Origin of the sequence: Endozoicomonas sp. SESOKO2 (assembly GCF_024606245.1) — a bacterium.
In the GTDB taxonomy this organism is placed as follows: Bacteria; Pseudomonadota; Gammaproteobacteria; order Pseudomonadales; family Endozoicomonadaceae; genus Endozoicomonas_A.
Genome location: NZ_JAHHPQ010000162.1, coordinates 1 through 17497 on the forward strand (window position 1 = coordinate 1; position 17497 = coordinate 17497).

A 17497-nucleotide genomic window follows, 5' to 3' on the forward strand; every position below is an offset into this window, starting at 1 on the left:
GGCGTACAAGATTAGGTCTTTGTGCTGTGGGTGGGGCTTAATGTCTACCCTAAGAACAGTTGCTTTAATCCGGGAGGTTTTTTGAACTCTCCTAAGCATACGGTTGTGTTTCATAAAACTTTTTGCGAAGGGAGCGTTCATATCACAGAATGTCTGATAAGGTATGCAGCCAGATATATGGAAGCTGGTGAGGCTACTTTATAATCGCGATTACTGCCTTTTGCCAGCTCCCACAGCGTGTGTACAGGGCGTTAACTTACATACTATTCTCTGGCGTGGTTAGGAGTGCTTTAGCACTTGTTTGAATCATTAGGGATAAGGGATTGCGATCCTGTAATGTCACACGTTTAGTATCATTGGTTGAAACTGAAGAATCGGGGTCAAGCTCGTTACTTTTATTATTTCCATCTTTAGAAGGATCTTCAAACGACTCATGTATCTGAATGGTATGTGACAAATCAGCCTCTCTATTCTGGGGCGTTCCAAGTCTTACTGCGGCATCAAAGTGTTCCAGGAGAGCCGCTGAACCAGGGTAATGAATAAGATAATGAGAAGCTTGATGAGGGGCTATTGTAAGGTTTGAGGCGAAGAGTACAGCTTGATCGAAATGTTGGTTTAGCAATAACTGTAAAAGTATTTCCCTTTGACTTTCTGAGAGATCAGGAAATGCATAATTTGGGTTCTGTAACAGAATAGCCAAAAGGTTAGGAGCAAAATTAACCCAGCGATTCAGGTCATAAATCTCATAATTAGACCCGTAGTCACCTTGTGTAATTACCGGAAACCATACACCCTGTGTTGGCACTAGCAAAGCAATTAGTTGCACACTGCCATATTGTTGCAATTTTGCTAACTCCGATTCAGCGAAAGAGGTTGAATCAGTAATTATATTATTATCGAGAATGGCTGGAATCATACCAGAATCGATCCCTAATATTAGCTCAAGCTCTTGTATCAGTTTTTCATGATCAGGATGATCCTCAATCATGGAATAAATTTGACGAAGGTTGTAATTCATGATTTGTCTTACCTTTTGCTGGTTCCATGCGCCTGCTTGTCTTGAACGTTTAATCCTGTTGAATATCTCTGCAATGGACGAGTACATACAGTTACCATCGCCATTAATTCTTATCAGCTCAAAACCGGCGGGGACAGGGTTATAGTAAGAAACGGGAGCAACTAATTGTTTTTTGGGGTATCCCTTTTTCATCTTGTTATATAATTGCCCTACTTGTTTCCTGATGCATCTGTCCTGTTCCATGCATTCCTTGTGAAAAGGTCTTACTAGCGTTTCTTTCGGTTCGCCAGTGGTTTTGTTTGTCCGGCGTCCTTTGCCTCTTATGGGGTTTTTAGTTTCGTAAATTTCACCACAATGGTAACAGGTTTGTCTGAACTGACCATGTCCATTTGGAAAATTAATGAGAAGATTCGGAGTGTTTTTCCTAAATAAAAAGATTAATTCATCTGTTTTCTTTTTACTGAAAAAACTCGAGTTTTGTTCAGTTTTTTTAAGAAACGCTTGCAGAGAAACTTTCACATCTCTATTTTTTGTACGACTTCCGTATTTTTCTAAAATGCTTAACGTAAACTTATTTAAAAATTGGCTGCTTTCGAAATCCATATCGCTGGAGTAATGTCTCGCGACAGGCAACAAGTGACTCAAAAACAATGGGATAAGATTTTTCTCATCATCAATAATTTTGCGCATGCTCTTGATAATAATGTGAAGGTTTTCTACTTCATTATCATAAAAAGAAAGTTCTAAATTACCTGTATTAATAGGATTAAAAACAATTTTTGTAAAAATAAAATCAGTGATTTGTAATACATTAAAAGCTACAGAAATACCTTTTTTGTTGGCAGCATAGATGTCCTCCAGTCTAAATTGCTCCGGTTTATCAATAAGTTGTTTGACTATTCCAGTACTTGCATCAAATTCGTTGTCTAGAAGAGTTCTGACACATATTTCTATGAGATAATTTATAACAATACGATAAATAATTTCTGCCTTATCTGGACCGCTCATAGTGGATATAACTCTCAGGTTTGGAGCCAGGTATCCAATGAAAAATGACATATCCGTGATAACATTTTTTTCAATATTTCCTTCAATGACGCTTTCAAAAAAAACATTATTTTCTTTGGCGGTTGAATAGTCCTCATGGCTTATAAGGAGCGACATTTCAACTCTTTGTAGCAATAAATCCAAGTGGCTCAGAGTTGGTAACCATTTATCGTCCTGTGGCATTAATAATGATTTGGTAATAATGTTATTACCCAGATTTGAAACAGCGGCTTTTTTTAGATTATTCGGAATTTTAAATTTATTGCGAGATAAGTCATACATTGACATTAAAGTGAATTTCTTTTCAACTTCCGACATATTTTCTCTAACAGTGGGTATCCAAATATTAGCTTGATTGTCATACTGAGATCCTCCTCTATAGCGTTCTGTTGTCCTTTGTCTTTTTAGAGGTAAAATGAGTTTATACTGATAAACCATATTATTAGCTTTTGCTAATTTCTTATTTTCAACTATGTGTATTTCCCATTTTATGGGTTTGCCTACTGTGCTTTCGTCAGCTTTCAAGTAATGTGCCAGTTGGAAGTGCTTCTTTGGAATATAAAATTTATCTGAATGGGCCGCAGCAATTTCAAACGCTCGCCTTTCATAATCAGGGACTTTAACAATCAGCGTAAGAATGTTATGCCTTTTCTTGTGTTTGTTTTTTATATTTCCTTCTTTTTTATTTCCTTTCCTTATCCTATTCAGAACCTGTTTAAAATTATGCTCATCCAGCTTTTCATTCTTATAATAAACAACGGGTTCTATATTTAATGGTATTTTAAATTCCGATTTTCGCCTGGCTTCAGAGGTCAGATCATGAAAAGTTCCTATAGAGGTATAATCAAATTCTACAATCTCAGCTTCAGGTTGCATTTCGATAGGAATAAAAGTATCAGTACTTATTGATTCTATATTGTTTTTATCATCGGACTCATCGTCCATTACCAAATAATCAAAAAATGGATCTTCTCCTTCCTTTATTCTTTCTCGAACACTTTCTTCTATCTTAATGTGATCCGTTTCTACATAAACAGACTTGCTGATTTTTTGTACCCGTTCATTTACGTCGATTATTTCTTTTGTAATCACATTCTGTGGGCTTCTTGCATGCAAGTCATGTGAAAGAATTCCTTCTGATCTTATATCGAAGTCAGCTGTCAAACAATTGATTATATTCAAAATATGTTCTTCTACGGTAAAATTGTCTGATCCATAGAGTACACTTTCGGGGCTGTGTGACCAGCAGTATTTATAACCACCGAAGTTGATTCCATAAAAGCAGTTATAACTCTTTGTTGAGAAAAGTTTATTTGTAAAATGGTGGGCTACCTTAGGTGCATATTTAATGAAAACGTTTGGTATTTTGTTGCCAATATTGTCAAAATTAAGCGTTATTTTAAAAAATGCATCTTTCCACCAGCCATAGGGTGCTACAAATTCCAAAGACACTACAAACATGTTGTCGTCATTGATAGTTAATTTAAATTTATCTGGATACTTCTTATTAAGAAAGACTTGAAGTTTATGAGTTGCAATGTAAATCTCTCTGGCTTTAGATGCGCTGTTTCTCTTGGGAGAGGTTGGAGCAGATGTTGATTTATCGAATAAAACTATTTTATCTCCATCCTCAAAGTTTCCTTTCCGGATTATTTTGACATTTTTTAATATAAACTCTCCATTGCGTAGTAGATGTAACTGAAGATTTAGAGGGCTATATGGATTGGATAATCCAGGATTAAAGTCTTTGTTTTTTGCTGCCTTAAAAATAGATGTTTTTCGCTCTAGATAAGCCCGATTTTCATAGAACATACTTATCCAATCCATATCCTTTATGGGCGTTTTTTCTGCTCTTTGTGATAATAATCTATCTACATAGTTTTCAACAACACTGGCTGCCCGATTACTTTTTCTAAGCGTTACTTGATCTACACTTGTTATCGGTATTTGCTCGATAGATTCTACTTTACCATAATGAATCATTGCCTGAACAAGATTAAACGTCCTTAATAGAGTGTAAGGTATGCCAGGCTTGGTAGTATTGTCACTAGCCTTAACCCCCATTTTCTGAGCTATTTCTCTATTTTTACTTTTGAAAAAATTGTTTCTTTTTCGTCTATTAACATCAGCCATCAACGTATTAATGTAAGCTTCACCTTCCCTGTATAAATATTTTTCTTTAAGTTCTTTATCAAGTTCTTCATACTCAGGAAGGGTGAGTTGTTTTAACATGCTTTTTTGTTTTTCGTTTAGTGCAAGAGCACTCTCAGACTTCAGGGTTATCAATAAAACGATAAAATGAATGTTTTTTTTTCTCAATTTAGATAACGCGGTTAACATCATAGCTACCAGTCCTTATAATGTCATACAAGCTTCTATATTGAGCAGTATTGTCCGGGTAAGACCTACCAAACCTTATAACAAGCGAATAGTAGCTTGTTTTAAAACTATCTGCTTTCTAATTGCTGGTACTGATGTTTATTATCACTTGATCATCCTCTTAATCTCTGAATAAACGGCTCTGAATAAGTTAAATATTGTTCTCATGGGCTGTACAAAGAATAATATTGCCGTATAGTTTTGCGCGTTTATCACGCAACCTGTTCTGAGCCAGTGAAAATGGACTAGTAAAAAGGAGCTACTGGTCTACTATATGTGTCTTATTGATGAAACCGGGATACACTCTGATTACCACTCAGTTTTGATCTGGAGCAAGAACGTTTATACGCCAACTGACACCAGAATCCGGTGCTCGTTCCGGCACCTGCTTGATCGCGGTTTAGTGGAGAAGGTTAGATGGTTTACAAGAGGGTCATTATACGTTTTAAGGTGATTATCTTTATGAATTATCTGAAACAAGTGCTTTCGTCCCATGATCGTATTGTATTGAAACTCACTGACAGTTATTCTGCACTCAAGGCCTTTACAACTATTATGCTGTTACTGGCCGTTACCCTTTGTTTTATGACCTCGATTACCTCTGCTACAGAAGTCGAAATGGATGGAAGGGTAATAAACCTTAAATCTTCCATAGTCAAATGGATGCTTGCACTGAATGATAGTCCATTTGTTGATTATCCCAATGAGCCGAAATTGATTTTAGCAACAATGGTAGAAGAAGGTACGGATGACTTTGCCTGTTTACTGGAATTAAACAGAGAGTTTCTTGGCAATGGATCTTTTAATAATAGTATTCCGGTTGAATTGAATGTACAGACTACCCGGTCCCAGCAAAAAGAATTATACGATGCTTTTCCTGAAGCTGCAGATCTTAAAATTAATTGGATTTTTGAAGATGAAGGACATGAAGACAAATCCTGGCTTCAGATGGAGGTTTCCAGTTTAACTCTATCCCTATCAAACTGGGAGGAAATGAGAGCACCCAGTTCAACCAATTGGCTGGGAATTAGTCAGTATTCTAATATTTATGCCAGAGGTAAAGGCTTCAATGAAAGTTTTATTGATTCTTTATCGTTGGTAGAAAAATTTCACCAAAGAGCTGGATTTTATAGCCCTAAAACCATGTCTTTGAGTCATCGAACCATGAGTTGCATTTCAGACTTTTGGTATGAGGGTGATGATGTGTATCAAAACCTTTCAAATTGCTCCATTAGCACAGAACAACATAAATTCTCTATTGCTACGCCAAGATTTGGTCTGGGTGGACTGCACATTGGGTTGCCTTTTAACTCTGAGCTGATCGCGAAAGTTGACAATTACGAATTATCAAAAGACAAAACATCAACTTCACTGCATAATGATTTTAAGCAATTACTGAACGATAAGCCATGGCTGGTATATGCTCTTACAGATAATAATGATTTGGACACTCAGCCAGAAACTATCCAGCATGTTTCGTATTATATCGCCTATTACCGCGATGAAGCCTTCTTGAAAGAGTATTTGGACATTATCAGAAGAATAGAATCTGGCGAAGTAAAAATTGTTACACCTCTTAAACGGTCAACTTTTGTAAAGCCAGCCTTTAAGGAAATGCTCAAAGAACTGGGTTTTAGCGAAGTTAATTACAAATCAAACGGACAGTCAAGTGGCTATGTTGACCGCACTGCCCCTGCATATAGAAAAATAACGTTTATCGATCCAGGTTTTATTGCTAACGAGAATGCTTACAATGCTTTGCTTTATTTCTCTAATCCTTTAATTCTCGTTACAGGTAATATTGGTCTGGCCAAAGCCATCACAATGAATAAGATTCCTTTTTACGAATGGCGTTACTTTGAGAGTCACACGAATGAGCATCTCCAATCCTTCTGGCAAGGCACCACCCTTGAGGCGTTTTTCGTAAGTGAGTATCAGCCAGAAAGAAAAGCAGCAGCACTCAATCAATTTAACTTTGACTCAGTGCTTCGTCGTCAGACAAACCAGCGTATTATTAAAGAAAAAAACGCCATGCCTGATCTGCTCGACGTTATATGGTTGGTCCATCGCCCCAATCTTGCGCTCTGGCGTCTTGATAAAAAGGTCAAGGAAAGATTGCGGCTGGGAGAAAAAAGTCAACTATTCGATGAAATCAAACACACAGAAAGTGCTGATATACGGGATGTTTTGGCTGCCAAGGTACTGATTCAGCACATTTTAGATCAGAATACCGGTTATGATTCAGAACAGCTTGACGAGTTAATCAAGCTAATTCAGGATCCAAGGCTCAGGGAGTACCTGATATCACTGATGATCAAACATAAGCCATAGAAACAGTTGACGTTATATCTGTTCAATTAATGCAGGAGCCAGAGCAACGCAGGAACCGTTGCCGCCTGGGGCAGTCTATTCTCAGTCAGGCTGCTAACACTTTGACACTATCCGAAATAAATCGAAGCTGTGAGTGCAGAAGTTTACATGGGTTACACGACGACTATTAATTGTCTTAATAGGATTGTCTTTGTCAATTCTTTGAAGAAAACCGTTGTGCCCAGTAAAACATTATCGTATAGGCCGTTCTCATATCATAAGGAGACTAATAAGGCATGTATCTGAATAATTTTCACAAAGCCTTTAAAGCAATAATGCAGTTGTTCATCGTTATTTTTAATTTTATGACTCCATTTGCCTGCGCTACAGAAGTCGAAATGGATGGCAGGGAAGTAAACCTTGAATCTTCCCTAGTCAAATGGTTACTTGCACTGAACAACAGGCCAACTTATTTTTATCCCCGTGAGCCAAAGTTGATTTTGGCAACAATAGCAGAAGATACAGATGACTTTGCCTGTTTACTGGAAGTAAACAGAGAGTTTCTTCGCAATAGAGCATTTAGTAGTATTCCTGTTGAACTGACTGTACAGAGTACCTGGTCTCAGAAAAAAAAGTTATACCGTGATTTTTCTGAAGCTTCTGATCTGAAAATTAATTGGATTTATAAAGATGAACGACGTGAAGATGAGGCATTCTGGCTTCAGAAGGAGGTGGCTAGCTTTATCCTATCCCTATCAACCTGGGCAGGAATGAGAATCCCCAGAACACTCAATTGGCTGGGAGTTGGTCGGTATGCAAATATTGCTGCCAGAAATGAGGGTGTGGCAAAGAATTTTATTCATTCTTTATGGCTGGTAGAAGACTTTCACCAGAGATCTGGCTTCAGCAACTATGACAGTATGCCTATCAGTCATCGAACCATGAACTACATCTCAGACTTCCTCCGTGAGGGTTATGATTTGTGCCAGAATCTTTCGAACTGCTCCATTAGCACCGAACAACATAAATTCTCTACTGCTACGCCAAGATTTGGTCTGGGTGAACTGCATATTGGCCTGCCTTTTAACTCAGAGCTGATCGACAAAGTTGACCATTACGAATTATCAAAAGACAAAGCATCAACTTCATTGCACAAGGATTTAAAAAAATTACTGCGTGATAAGCCTTGGCTCGGATATGTTCTTACAGGTTATGATGATTTGCATACTCAGGCAGAAAATATTCAGAATGTGTCGTATTATACCGCTTATTACCATGATGAGGCCTTCTTGAAAGAGTATTTGGGCATTATCAGAAGAGTAGAACCCGGCGAAGTAAAAATCATTACTCCCCTCAAAGCATCAACTGTTGCAAAGCCAGCCTTTAAGAAAATGCTCAAAGAACTGGGTTTTAGTCATGTTAGTTACAAGTCAAATGACCAGTCAGGGGGTTATGTTGACGGCACTGCCACAGAACATAGAAAAATAACGTTTATCAACCCTGGCACTATCGCTAACGAAAATGCTTACAATGCTTTGCTCTATTTCTCTAATCCGTTAATTCTCGTTACAGGCAATATCAGCCTGGCCAAAGCCATTACAATGAATAAGATTCCCTTTTATGAGTGGCGCTTTTTTGAAAGTCAGGTCAATGCGGATCTCCAATCCTTCTGGAAAAACACAGGCCTTGAGTCGTTTTTCGTGAGTGAGTATCGGCCAGAAATAAAGGCAGCAGCGCTGAATCAATTTAACTTTGACTCACCGCTTCGTCGCCAGGCAAACAAGCGAATCATTAAGGCTAAAAATGCCATGCCCGATCTGCTCGATGTTATATGGCTGGTTCACCGCCCCAATCATACGCTCTGGAAGCTCGATACACAGGTCAAAAGAAGATGGGTACAGGGAGGAAAAAGTGAATTATTTGAAGAAATCAAACACACAGAAAGTGCCGATATACGCGATATTTTGGCTGCCAAGGTAATAGTTCATAACATCTTATATCAAAATACCGGTTATGATTCAGAACAGCTTGACGCGATATTCAAGTTAATTCAGGATCCAAGGCTAAAGGGCTACCTGCTATCTTTGCTGAACGACATTGAGCCATAATACCAGCCATCTGGAAGTAAGCGGTGTCTGGTTATTCGGGGTTATGCTCGATCAGAAAAAAACTGTCCTTCCACCGAATGAAGAGCAATTCGGATCTTGTGTCTCTCGCTGTTTTTCGTACCACAAGGGCTATAACTTCTTAAAGTCACTTGACTAAATGACCGAGAGACTAATAGTTTGGGAGAGAAATACTTCAAAAACGACAGTGAGTCATCAAATGATACCCTCTTATTTTGCTAATGCGCTCCGGAATATGATTCATCCATTTGACGATATAAGCGATGCGAACCTATATCTGTTTGGTTCGAAAGAGCAGTCACGATTTGTTTTTGGCCGATGTCCTTCTACCGTAAAAAGGGATTTGCCGTCGGATGAATCACAGGTTCCTGATAAACAGTTGTCGGGCAGAAAAATAACCAGATTATCTCCTGATAATGTTGAGCAGAGTGAACGAAGTTTTGAAAAAATCGTTAATGGTTGTAAAGCAGCATTTAATCAGGGACGAGCAACGGAGCTTATTGATAGGCGGGGACATACTTATTACGCATATTTCCTTGCGAGGCTCGACGGATGGCTCAGCAATTTTGAAGCTGTGCCTATGTTTCAGTGGGATAGCTCCAGCACCTTGAGTAAGTGTGAAGACTTACTTAGCTCGATAGAACAGCTGCCAAATTATTTTCATGAAGAGAAGCAGGTTGGGGCCTTTGCACGCAAGGCTTGCGCTCTTGTTCTTTCAGAAATGAGTATTGAAGCCATTCAACAATCTATTATTGATCACGAAAAAGGTGAACAGCGCCTCTCTTTGCGTTTATACCACCTTTTAAAGGGTATTTGTCGCGCTTTTGAGAAGTCCGCTGAAGTTCAGACTATGCTGGATCAAACAGAACCGTTCAAAGGCTTTCCTTTGGATGAGCTGTACAGATTTTTTATTGATGAGGGACACTGGGAAGAATACGGTTTAGGTCTGTTTTGTTATGAGGATGAGCCTGGGTATGCAGCGGCTATGCTAACTGCCTTTAAAGAAGCCGGTAATATTTTGGCTAATAAACCCCTGGATTACAGTAAGCTTGAAGCTATTCATGAGTTGACTACATCCGATGTTATGTCTGCTCGTGCAGATGTGATTATTAAAGACTTCTCCTGGAACGAAGCGGTCGTTGGTTATGTGAGGGGGCAAAACTTCACAAAGAATGGCTTAATTGAAATAACGAAGTTGGCTAACGAGAACAATTTTCCGAGAATAGAAAGACTCGATCGTTATACATACCAGGTTTTCATTGATTTTAAAGGTCAAAAAGGCATTGAGTTATCCATAAAATATTGCCAGGCCTTTGAGAACAAGTTGCAAGAAATAACTGAAACGGACAGCGAGCTGCGACATGACGCAATTATCCACGCTATTGCTGAACTCTGTCGAAATCTTCAACATACCCACCCTTTTAGAGACGGGAATGCCAGAACTATCGGCTGCATTCTGGTCAATGGACTCCTTCTGCGAGAAGGGCTTTCACCCGCCATTATCGATAATGTTAATAAATTTGATGGCTACAGTGTGGATGAGTTGGTTCTGACCATTAAGAATGGGCAGCAGTCCTTTCTGTCTCTTCGGAAGTAATCTGCCCCCCGGGTTTCCTTTTAACTCAGGGTTCAGGGCCTACCTGCTATCTTTGCTAAACGAACATTAAACCAACTGGCCAGTAAAGACTGAAGCCCTGAGCTGTCGGGATATTCAGGGCACTCCTTTGTGCGGCAACGTCCACTCCCCTGACTTTAAGCCATTCGGATATATCGTTGTACCTTATCCGAAGATCCATGGTCTCGTCTTTGAATTCTTCCCTAAGCTCCTCAAACTCCTCTCTGGTCACAACGTTTCCAGACATTGAAAAACCTCTTTACCTTCAGTTTTAATGAACAGGCTTTGAATCGCCCGCTCACTAATGTTGTTGGTAAAAGCTAGCTGCACAGGGTTTTCCAATGGGAAGATAGTCTTAGACGGGGAAATAGTCGTAAACGGAAAGACAGCCATAAACAATCCCTTTCAGAGAAATGCAATACTTTAAGTTTGGCTATTAAACAGCGTACGACACTTTAACGCCAGTTCTTAAATATTAAAACTGTGTCGTTTTTTTGGGTTAAAGACTTATTTTTTTACAATTAAAGGGTATTTCAAAACATTTCTTTGTCTACCTCTAGCCTTTATATCCGTACAGCCCTCGTTCCAACGCTCCAGATTATCAATGGCACCCAAACTCCGCTCAGGATGAACGGGGGGCTGTATGGATATCAAGGCTCAGCTGCACTAGACTGCACCCAGTCCAGTCTTGGTCATTTCTTGAACGCTGAATCCGTTTTTTTCAGCGGTAGTCTTCTCCAGCCTGTCTGCCGCCTTTTATGATCTTTGAAGGTGTATCAATGAGTCATCCCAAGTCTCATGTTTTTTACCCGAAGCATATTTTAACGTTTGTCATCGCTTCTGTGATTTCCGGATGGGCTTTGGGAGATAATACGGGTAGCCGCTTTGACCCGAAACAATGGCCCCCCGGTAAAACCAAAATTGTCGAGGGAGTAGAATCCATCCCGAAAGGCACTACCGTCGTCGTAGGCCCCGCTGATCCCTCTAAACCCGGCCCGATAAACTACATAAAAATGGTGAATGGAACCTTGTACATCGAAGGTTCTGTGACGAGCGAATTGCCCGCTGGCGATAAAGTGAAGACTGAGATTCGTATGATCGATAGCGCTGTAGGCATGAATAATAAAGTCATTAACAAGGGCCAGCTCAGCAGTGCACGAGAGAAGACCGGCAACGCTGCAGACGTCATTATGGCCCTAACCAAATACGGCGATACTATCAGCAACCAGGGCACAGTCACTGTTCAGGGGGTCATGAGACAAACTGCACCCATACCCTCTCACATAGCCTTTCAGGCTGCGCGCAAAATGAACGCTGCCGCAAATGAGGTCAATGGCACCTTTAATATTTTAAGCGCCCCCGCCATTGGCTTTTTCATTATCAACGGTTTGGGTACCAACAGCGGCATTCTTAACCTATCCAGCCAGTCCTCAAGCGACCAACCATCCTACGGAATGAAAGCCAGCAATGAAAATATCAGCAAACCCGGAGTGGACCAGGGGAATGCAGAGATCGTCAATGATGGCACTATCAACATTAGCGGCAAAAACAATTACGGTATGACGGCCACCATCAATACCAGTAACCCCCCTGCGGACAATTTCTTCTCCAGTGCGACCAACCAGGGCACCATCCACGTTACTGGCGACGGTAACGTTGCCATGAGCACAGACACCCAACAAGCGAAAGTCAACAACAGTGGTCATATATTTACCCAGGATAATGCCGTTGGCATCAAAATCTCAGGTAATGGCCAGTTAGTGCATGAGGGTTCCGTAAGCGGTACTGGTACCGGATTGCTTTACTTGGGTAACTTTCCAAATGGCGTTGTCATCGAACCCGGATACATCGTTGGGGGATCGACTGCCATTAAGATGGAGCAAACCGGCCAAACCCCGCTGTTTGTGCATGGAGGAACCATCACAGGAAACATCGAAAGTGTGGGTGGCAAAGACAATACTCTTTATATTGCGCCTCCCCCTAAAAAAGATGTTTCTGATAAAAATACGACAGTATCCATAAAGGGTAATATTTCCGGTTTTGCCACCGTTGAGATTGGCGGAACTGACTGGCTCGCTGACGGCTGGATTATAGATACATCGCTCATTAATGCGGTAAACGCCAGTATCGATACAATTTCTACTCAAAGCCCCTCGGCCAGTCCTGAATCACTCTATCTGTCGTTCAGTCAACCCACATCGGAGGATCGCCAGCTTACCGTACACAGCTTGCCTGAGAGCACCATCAAGACGATTGACCTATCTTCCAAAAACTACCGGCCACCGCTACAGCTGTTAATGGAAGGGGGTGAAACCGGCACCGTCAAGGGCCGTTCTGACCTGAACGACACACTGGTATTGAATACGGGTTCAGTTACAACAGCGGTTGATACTATCTCTACCATCACTGTAACCAGTGGCAGTGCTGACGCCTGGTCAGTGGCAGTGCCGGTCATGAATCCCAATTACGTCAATATAGAGAAGGGTGCGCAGATCAACAGTATCAATGCAAGCTCCAGCGGCAGCAGTGGCCGTGGCGCGTTAAATCTGGCATTCAACAGCGACTTTACCGAAAACGGCTTCGTTGAAGTGGATAACTTTGGAACATTAGGGAGTCTGGATTTCTCGGGTGACGCTCAACGCCCTTCACTGCACTTTGTTCAATCCGGTGGTGATGCTGGCCTTCTAAAAACACGCCCTGGAATGAACGACACTCTTGTCATGGTTTCAGGCACAGTCAAGGAACTGAGTGGCTTTGATAACCTGATTATCCGGGGAGATAAATGGGGCTCTACGAAAATCGATAACCCTGGCACTCTCAGCATTGCCAGAGGCGGTGTCGTTACCAGAATCACCGATGACATGGCGGCTAAAAAAGAAACGGGTCAGCTGATAGTAGACTTCACCAGACCTTCCTTAAATCAGTCAGCCTTTGCTATCAATAATGAAGGGGGTGAAATCCATGGAATTGACCTCTCAAAACCAGACTCCACACGTCCGCAGCTCTTCCTGAACCATCTCGATGGCACCACCGGCAACATTACAGGTCAACCAGGCAACGGCGATCGTCTGCTTCTCAGCGGCGGCAAAATCACTGAATCAGTCAGTGGCATAGACGACATCTGGATCACAGGCAAACAATGGGAAACTATTTCAATACAGAACCCATCAAGCATCACGGTAACTGAAAGCGGTACAGCCAGCCTGGTGACCACCAAAGACGTAGCCAGCGATAAGCTAACATTGCCGCTTAAATTCACTCAGTCAGCAGTACCTGTCAAGAACGTGTCATTAAACGCCCATGGCACAATAGCAAAGATGACGTTTGATGACACCGGTCACCGCCCACCCATTAACATGACCCAGAAGGTTGGCACCATTGGCAGCATCCAGAGCCTGGTGGGTAAAGGTGACACCCTGGATGTTCAGAACGGTACCGTAGGGGGCGACATTATCGGGCTGGGCTCCGTGACCTTCAGTGGTCCGGTGGCTCAATTCGGCGGTCAGCGGATTGAGACTATGACAACGGTGAGCATTTCAGGCAAACTGATCCTGACCTCAAACCAGAAAGTGTCGGCCACCCCCGTCGTCCACATTAGCAAAGGCGGTACTTTATACGCGAAGGTATCTTCTGCAGCTCAACCGTCCGGACGTGACACGGCATTGGAAGTGACAGGTGTTTATAAGCAAGAGGGCACGCTGGAAGTGACTCTGGATGAGCAGACTGACCCAAAAGTGCCTTACGTCAAAGCCACCGAAATTGAAATCGGCCCTGAAGCCGTTGTTTTACTGAATAATCAACCGAATTTCAGTGAGAGCGCCGAATATATTTTGATGCAATCATCCGACAGCGACATTAACGCAATGCCCTCCTTGCTAACGACTTCACCAAGCCCTTACAACACTTACTCCCTTCGCCTGGCAGCCAGACAGCTGTTCGTTGTCAGCTACCACCATACAGCAACATTCGTGGGTGATCTTGCCCGATCCGGCGGTGCCAACGATTCAGCCTTGAAAGCGATTAACGTAGCAATCAATCGAAAAACAACTGACAAGCTGACCACCGGCCCATCCAGGGACAGTGACCCACTAAACCGCTGGGTTCTGGACCAGCTCAAGGCGGTCAATCACAACCCTGCCGAAGTCGCCAAAATTGCCGGACAGATGACGCCTGACCTGTCCGGTGCTTCCATCAGCTCTGCCATCGCTTCAATCAGGCAGTCCCGCGCGGCCATTGGCGCACGACAGTCTGGCCTTCGCACCGGTATTGCTGCCGGTGATACAGTGACTTCCGACCACCTCTGGTTGCAGTACGCCAACATGGATGCTATCCAGGATAAAAAAGACGGGTATTTCGGTTATGAGGCCAAAACCCAAGGCTTCACGCTGGGTATCGATTCTGACCTGAATGAACGACTGACGCTAGGTGTCGCCTATACCTATTCAAAGGCTGATGTTAAAGGAACCCATGGCTCAACCAGCAGGATCGATGCCGAAGGCCATACCTTCAGCGTCTACTCCAACTTTAAGCAAGGCTCACTGTTTGTCGATGGTCGTATAGGTTATAGCTGGGGTGAAAATGACGGTAAGCGCTACGTTGGGAAAAGTGAGATCGAGGCCAAATATGACGTCAACTCATGGGATATCGGTCTGCTGACTGGCTGTCAACGCCCCTTGGGCCAGTCAGGAGAATGGAGCTGGATACCTCAGCTAGCCTTCAACTATGCCAACATCAAGCCGGACGATTACCGGGAAAAGCGGGGAACCGGTTGGTTTGACATCCTGGGGTTTGACAGGGTCAAAAACGACAGTTACGAAATACTGGAACTGGGCGCCGGCCTGAAACTGTTGGGTGATATCGCCACAGCCAGTACGACCGTCAAACCTGAAGTCAGCCTGATGGCCTACCACGACTTCAAGGACGACCCGGTGACCATGACCGCGCACTTTGCCCAGGGTGGCGACGCTTTCCTGGTGAACGGCGCCAAACGTGAACAAAACCGTTACCAGTTCGATGCCGCGGTTAACCTGGAAAGCCACAGCAACCTGACCTTTACCCTGAGCTATCACTATGACTGGATGGACAGCTACAAGGCTCATGGGTTTATTGCCAGGGTTAGCTATGGGTTCTGAGCCAGGCGCAATTTATGCATTCCCACGCAGAGCGTGGGAACGAGCTAAATTACTCATAGAGATTTACTCCGTTCAGCGGATACCAATCTTCAGTCATCATTTGATCGTAAGACCATGGGCAAGTATCTGGGAAGCTACTTTCATCAAGCCTTTGATTGGCATTAACATAAAGGTTCATAGCTTTTATAGCTTTCTTTTTTGCTTTAAAGTAAGAATCTTCTAAAACATCTTCGATTCTTGGTGCTAAGCTGTGGTTTTTTTCCACTAATTCAACTATCCCATCCCTTGCATTAAATACACTTTCAGCCCAACCTTTAATAACTCGTTTAGTGGCTACACTGTCTCTCAACACCGTTGTCTGGTAATCCATTTTAAGCAGATGGAGTATGAGATTAACCAAAAAACTTTCTAACTCTCGAAGGTCTTGCTTAATACTCAACTCCAGCTCCTCCAACAGATTTTCAAGGTCTAGTTGGTCAAAATTATGATTTCTAAGCAAAGCTACTTGATTAGTCAGCCACTGGTGATAATCAGTTTCGTATAAATTACTCATAAATGTTCACTCCATTAAACGGATACCATTCTTCAGCCATCAACCGCTCCCTCCCAGTCGCGCTCCAGGCGCTTGGTGGGATACCCCCCATCCCTGGGGATATCCCAGTCGCGCTCCAGGCGCTTGGTGGGATACCCCCCATCCCTGGGGATAAGTCGGCCAGCAGGTCTGAGCCTTCAATTTTGTTTGAGGTTTGAGGATAGCAGTTGAAGAGGCGGGTGCAAATTGTTCGCCTTTTCCCCAACGCTCACGATCACCACTCTTAATGACAGCCGCTTGAGGTGGTTTGGAGCCCGCCTCCGACGACCGACTCCGCCATCTTTCCCATAGCTTCCACACACTCAGGCTAATCATCCCTTATCATTCTGATTGTGTGTACGGCACACCGTTCCCATGCTCTGAGGCTGTCGCAAAACTCAGGTTCCGCTCCCGTCATTCTTGGCTTCACTCCCGTCATTCCCGCGAAGGCGGGAATCCACACTGACTAACCACCAGAACCGTACTGCCCGTTTACCCCTCGGCCTTGTCATCACCGAGAAGGTAGAGTCCCACTGTTGGCACTGGATTCCCGCCTTCGCGGGAATGACGACCTCGGAGCATGGGAACCAGAGTTTTGCGACACCCTCCAGAGTGTGGGAGCGATCTGAAAAGGGAATGCTGGCGTAGACAAGAATATTAGTATCAATCAGCTTCATCGAGCATTAAACCAGGTCATCAAGATAGCTACGATCAGACGGATCAAAACCTTCGGCAGGTTTGCTATTTTTTGCCACATACCACTGGAAAAGCACATTCCTTGGTTTATTCTGCTGTGTGGCAACAGCCATGCGAATAAGCTGGTTTGCCAACTGGCTCACGGTTGTGCGCTCTCTGGCGGCTTGCTCCTTGAGCTGGGCAAGCAAACCCGGTTCCAGATCCACTGTCGTTCTCATGTTTTAAACCCATTTTCTTTTTTAGTGTGATACATCACGAATATGATGAAACACAGAGGTTACATTGCCAAAGTTGAGTACGATAACGAAGATCGCATCTTTCTCGGTCATCTGGCTGGCATAAAAGATATTGTTGGTTTTCATGGCTCTTCCGTCGATGAACTGGAAACTGCATTTCATGAGGCAGTTGATGAATATATCGCCATCAGTGAGAAAACGGGCCGTCCAGTTCAAAGGCCATACTCAGGCAATCTCATGCTACGGATCAGTCCTGAAGTTCACGCTGCTGCTGCCACTGCTGCTGAAGCCAAAGGCAAAAGTCTTAACCAGTGGGTTAAAAACAGTTCGCAATAATCTATTATAATCTAAAACTATCTAATACAAT

Annotated in this window: 10 protein-coding genes; 5 read left to right on the forward strand and 5 right to left on the reverse strand. The window is 42.8% G+C overall.

What is annotated here, in order from left to right; translation table 11 throughout:
• Positions 1 to 256: 256 nt before the first annotated feature.
• A complete protein-coding gene (locus tag KDK17_RS04040) occupies positions 257 to 4408 on the reverse strand; it encodes a hypothetical protein (RefSeq protein WP_257287402.1) in 4152 nt (1383 codons plus the stop codon).
• A gap of 498 nt (positions 4409 to 4906) precedes the next feature.
• Here KDK17_RS04040 and KDK17_RS04045 point away from each other — a divergent pair, with 498 nt between their 5' ends.
• The 3 genes from KDK17_RS04045 to KDK17_RS04055 all read left to right on the forward strand — a co-directional run bounded on the left by KDK17_RS04045 (position 4907) and on the right by KDK17_RS04055 (position 10477).
• On the forward strand, positions 4907 to 6775 hold the full coding sequence (locus KDK17_RS04045) for a hypothetical protein (protein WP_257287403.1): 1869 nt from the start codon (positions 4907 to 4909) through the stop codon (positions 6773 to 6775).
• A 920-nt stretch (positions 6776 to 7695) separates the two neighbouring features.
• Positions 7696 to 8862 (forward strand): hypothetical protein, encoded by a 1167-nt coding sequence (locus KDK17_RS04050; protein ID WP_257287404.1) that lies wholly within the window; start codon positions 7696 to 7698, stop codon positions 8860 to 8862.
• A gap of 253 nt (positions 8863 to 9115) precedes the next feature.
• A complete protein-coding gene (locus tag KDK17_RS04055; RefSeq protein ID WP_257255127.1) occupies positions 9116 to 10477 on the forward strand; it encodes a Fic family protein in 1362 nt (453 codons plus the stop codon).
• A gap of 55 nt (positions 10478 to 10532) precedes the next feature.
• Here the strand turns inward: KDK17_RS04055 and KDK17_RS04060 are convergent, their stop codons facing one another.
• Positions 10533 to 10742, reverse strand: coding sequence for a hypothetical protein (locus tag KDK17_RS04060; RefSeq protein WP_257255128.1), 210 nt, complete (start codon positions 10740 to 10742; stop codon positions 10533 to 10535).
• 532 nt (positions 10743 to 11274) lie between these two features.
• Between KDK17_RS04060 and KDK17_RS04065 the strand changes: the two genes are divergently transcribed.
• Positions 11275 to 15627, forward strand: a complete 4353-nt coding sequence (locus KDK17_RS04065; protein ID WP_257287405.1) for an autotransporter outer membrane beta-barrel domain-containing protein — start codon at positions 11275 to 11277, stop codon at positions 15625 to 15627.
• Positions 15628 to 15676: 49 nt separating this feature from the next.
• On the opposite strand, the gene KDK17_RS04070 is transcribed toward KDK17_RS04065, so the two are convergent.
• The 3 genes from KDK17_RS04070 to KDK17_RS04080 form a co-directional block, all read right to left on the reverse strand.
• On the reverse strand, positions 15677 to 16180 hold the full coding sequence (locus tag KDK17_RS04070; protein WP_257255131.1) for a DUF29 domain-containing protein: 504 nt from the start codon (positions 16178 to 16180) through the stop codon (positions 15677 to 15679).
• Between the two features lie 416 nt (positions 16181 to 16596).
• The gene (locus tag KDK17_RS04075; RefSeq protein ID WP_257287406.1) at positions 16597 to 16875 is read right to left on the reverse strand and encodes a hypothetical protein; all 279 of its coding nucleotides are present in this window, start codon (positions 16873 to 16875) and stop codon (positions 16597 to 16599) included.
• Between the two features lie 6 nt (positions 16876 to 16881).
• Entirely contained in the window at positions 16882 to 17112 is a 231-nt protein-coding gene (locus KDK17_RS04080; RefSeq protein ID WP_257287407.1) for a hypothetical protein, read from the reverse strand.
• A gap of 42 nt (positions 17113 to 17154) precedes the next feature.
• Here KDK17_RS04080 and KDK17_RS04085 point away from each other — a divergent pair, with 42 nt between their 5' ends.
• The gene (locus tag KDK17_RS04085) at positions 17155 to 17466 is read left to right on the forward strand and encodes a type II toxin-antitoxin system HicB family antitoxin (protein ID WP_257255133.1); all 312 of its coding nucleotides are present in this window, start codon (positions 17155 to 17157) and stop codon (positions 17464 to 17466) included.
• Positions 17467 to 17497: the final 31 nt, after the last annotated feature.

Excerpts from the sequence above, each read along its gene's own strand:
- KDK17_RS04040 (WP_257287402.1), bottom strand. The coding sequence starts at position 4,408 with ATGATGTTAACCGCGTTATCTAAATTGAGAAAAAAAAACATTCATTTT.
- KDK17_RS04045 (WP_257287403.1), top strand. The coding sequence starts at position 4,907 with ATGAATTATCTGAAACAAGTGCTTTCGTCCCATGATCGTATTGTATTG.
- KDK17_RS04050 (WP_257287404.1), top strand. The coding sequence starts at position 7,696 with ATGAACTACATCTCAGACTTCCTCCGTGAGGGTTATGATTTGTGCCAG.
- KDK17_RS04055 (WP_257255127.1), top strand. The coding sequence starts at position 9,116 with ATGATTCATCCATTTGACGATATAAGCGATGCGAACCTATATCTGTTT.
- KDK17_RS04060 (WP_257255128.1), bottom strand. The coding sequence starts at position 10,742 with ATGTCTGGAAACGTTGTGACCAGAGAGGAGTTTGAGGAGCTTAGGGAA.
- KDK17_RS04065 (WP_257287405.1), top strand. The coding sequence starts at position 11,275 with ATGAGTCATCCCAAGTCTCATGTTTTTTACCCGAAGCATATTTTAACG.
- KDK17_RS04070 (WP_257255131.1), bottom strand. The coding sequence starts at position 16,180 with ATGAGTAATTTATACGAAACTGATTATCACCAGTGGCTGACTAATCAA.
- KDK17_RS04075 (WP_257287406.1), bottom strand. The coding sequence starts at position 16,875 with ATGAAGCTGATTGATACTAATATTCTTGTCTACGCCAGCATTCCCTTT.
- KDK17_RS04080 (WP_257287407.1), bottom strand. The coding sequence starts at position 17,112 with ATGAGAACGACAGTGGATCTGGAACCGGGTTTGCTTGCCCAGCTCAAG.
- KDK17_RS04085 (WP_257255133.1), top strand. The coding sequence starts at position 17,155 with ATGATGAAACACAGAGGTTACATTGCCAAAGTTGAGTACGATAACGAA.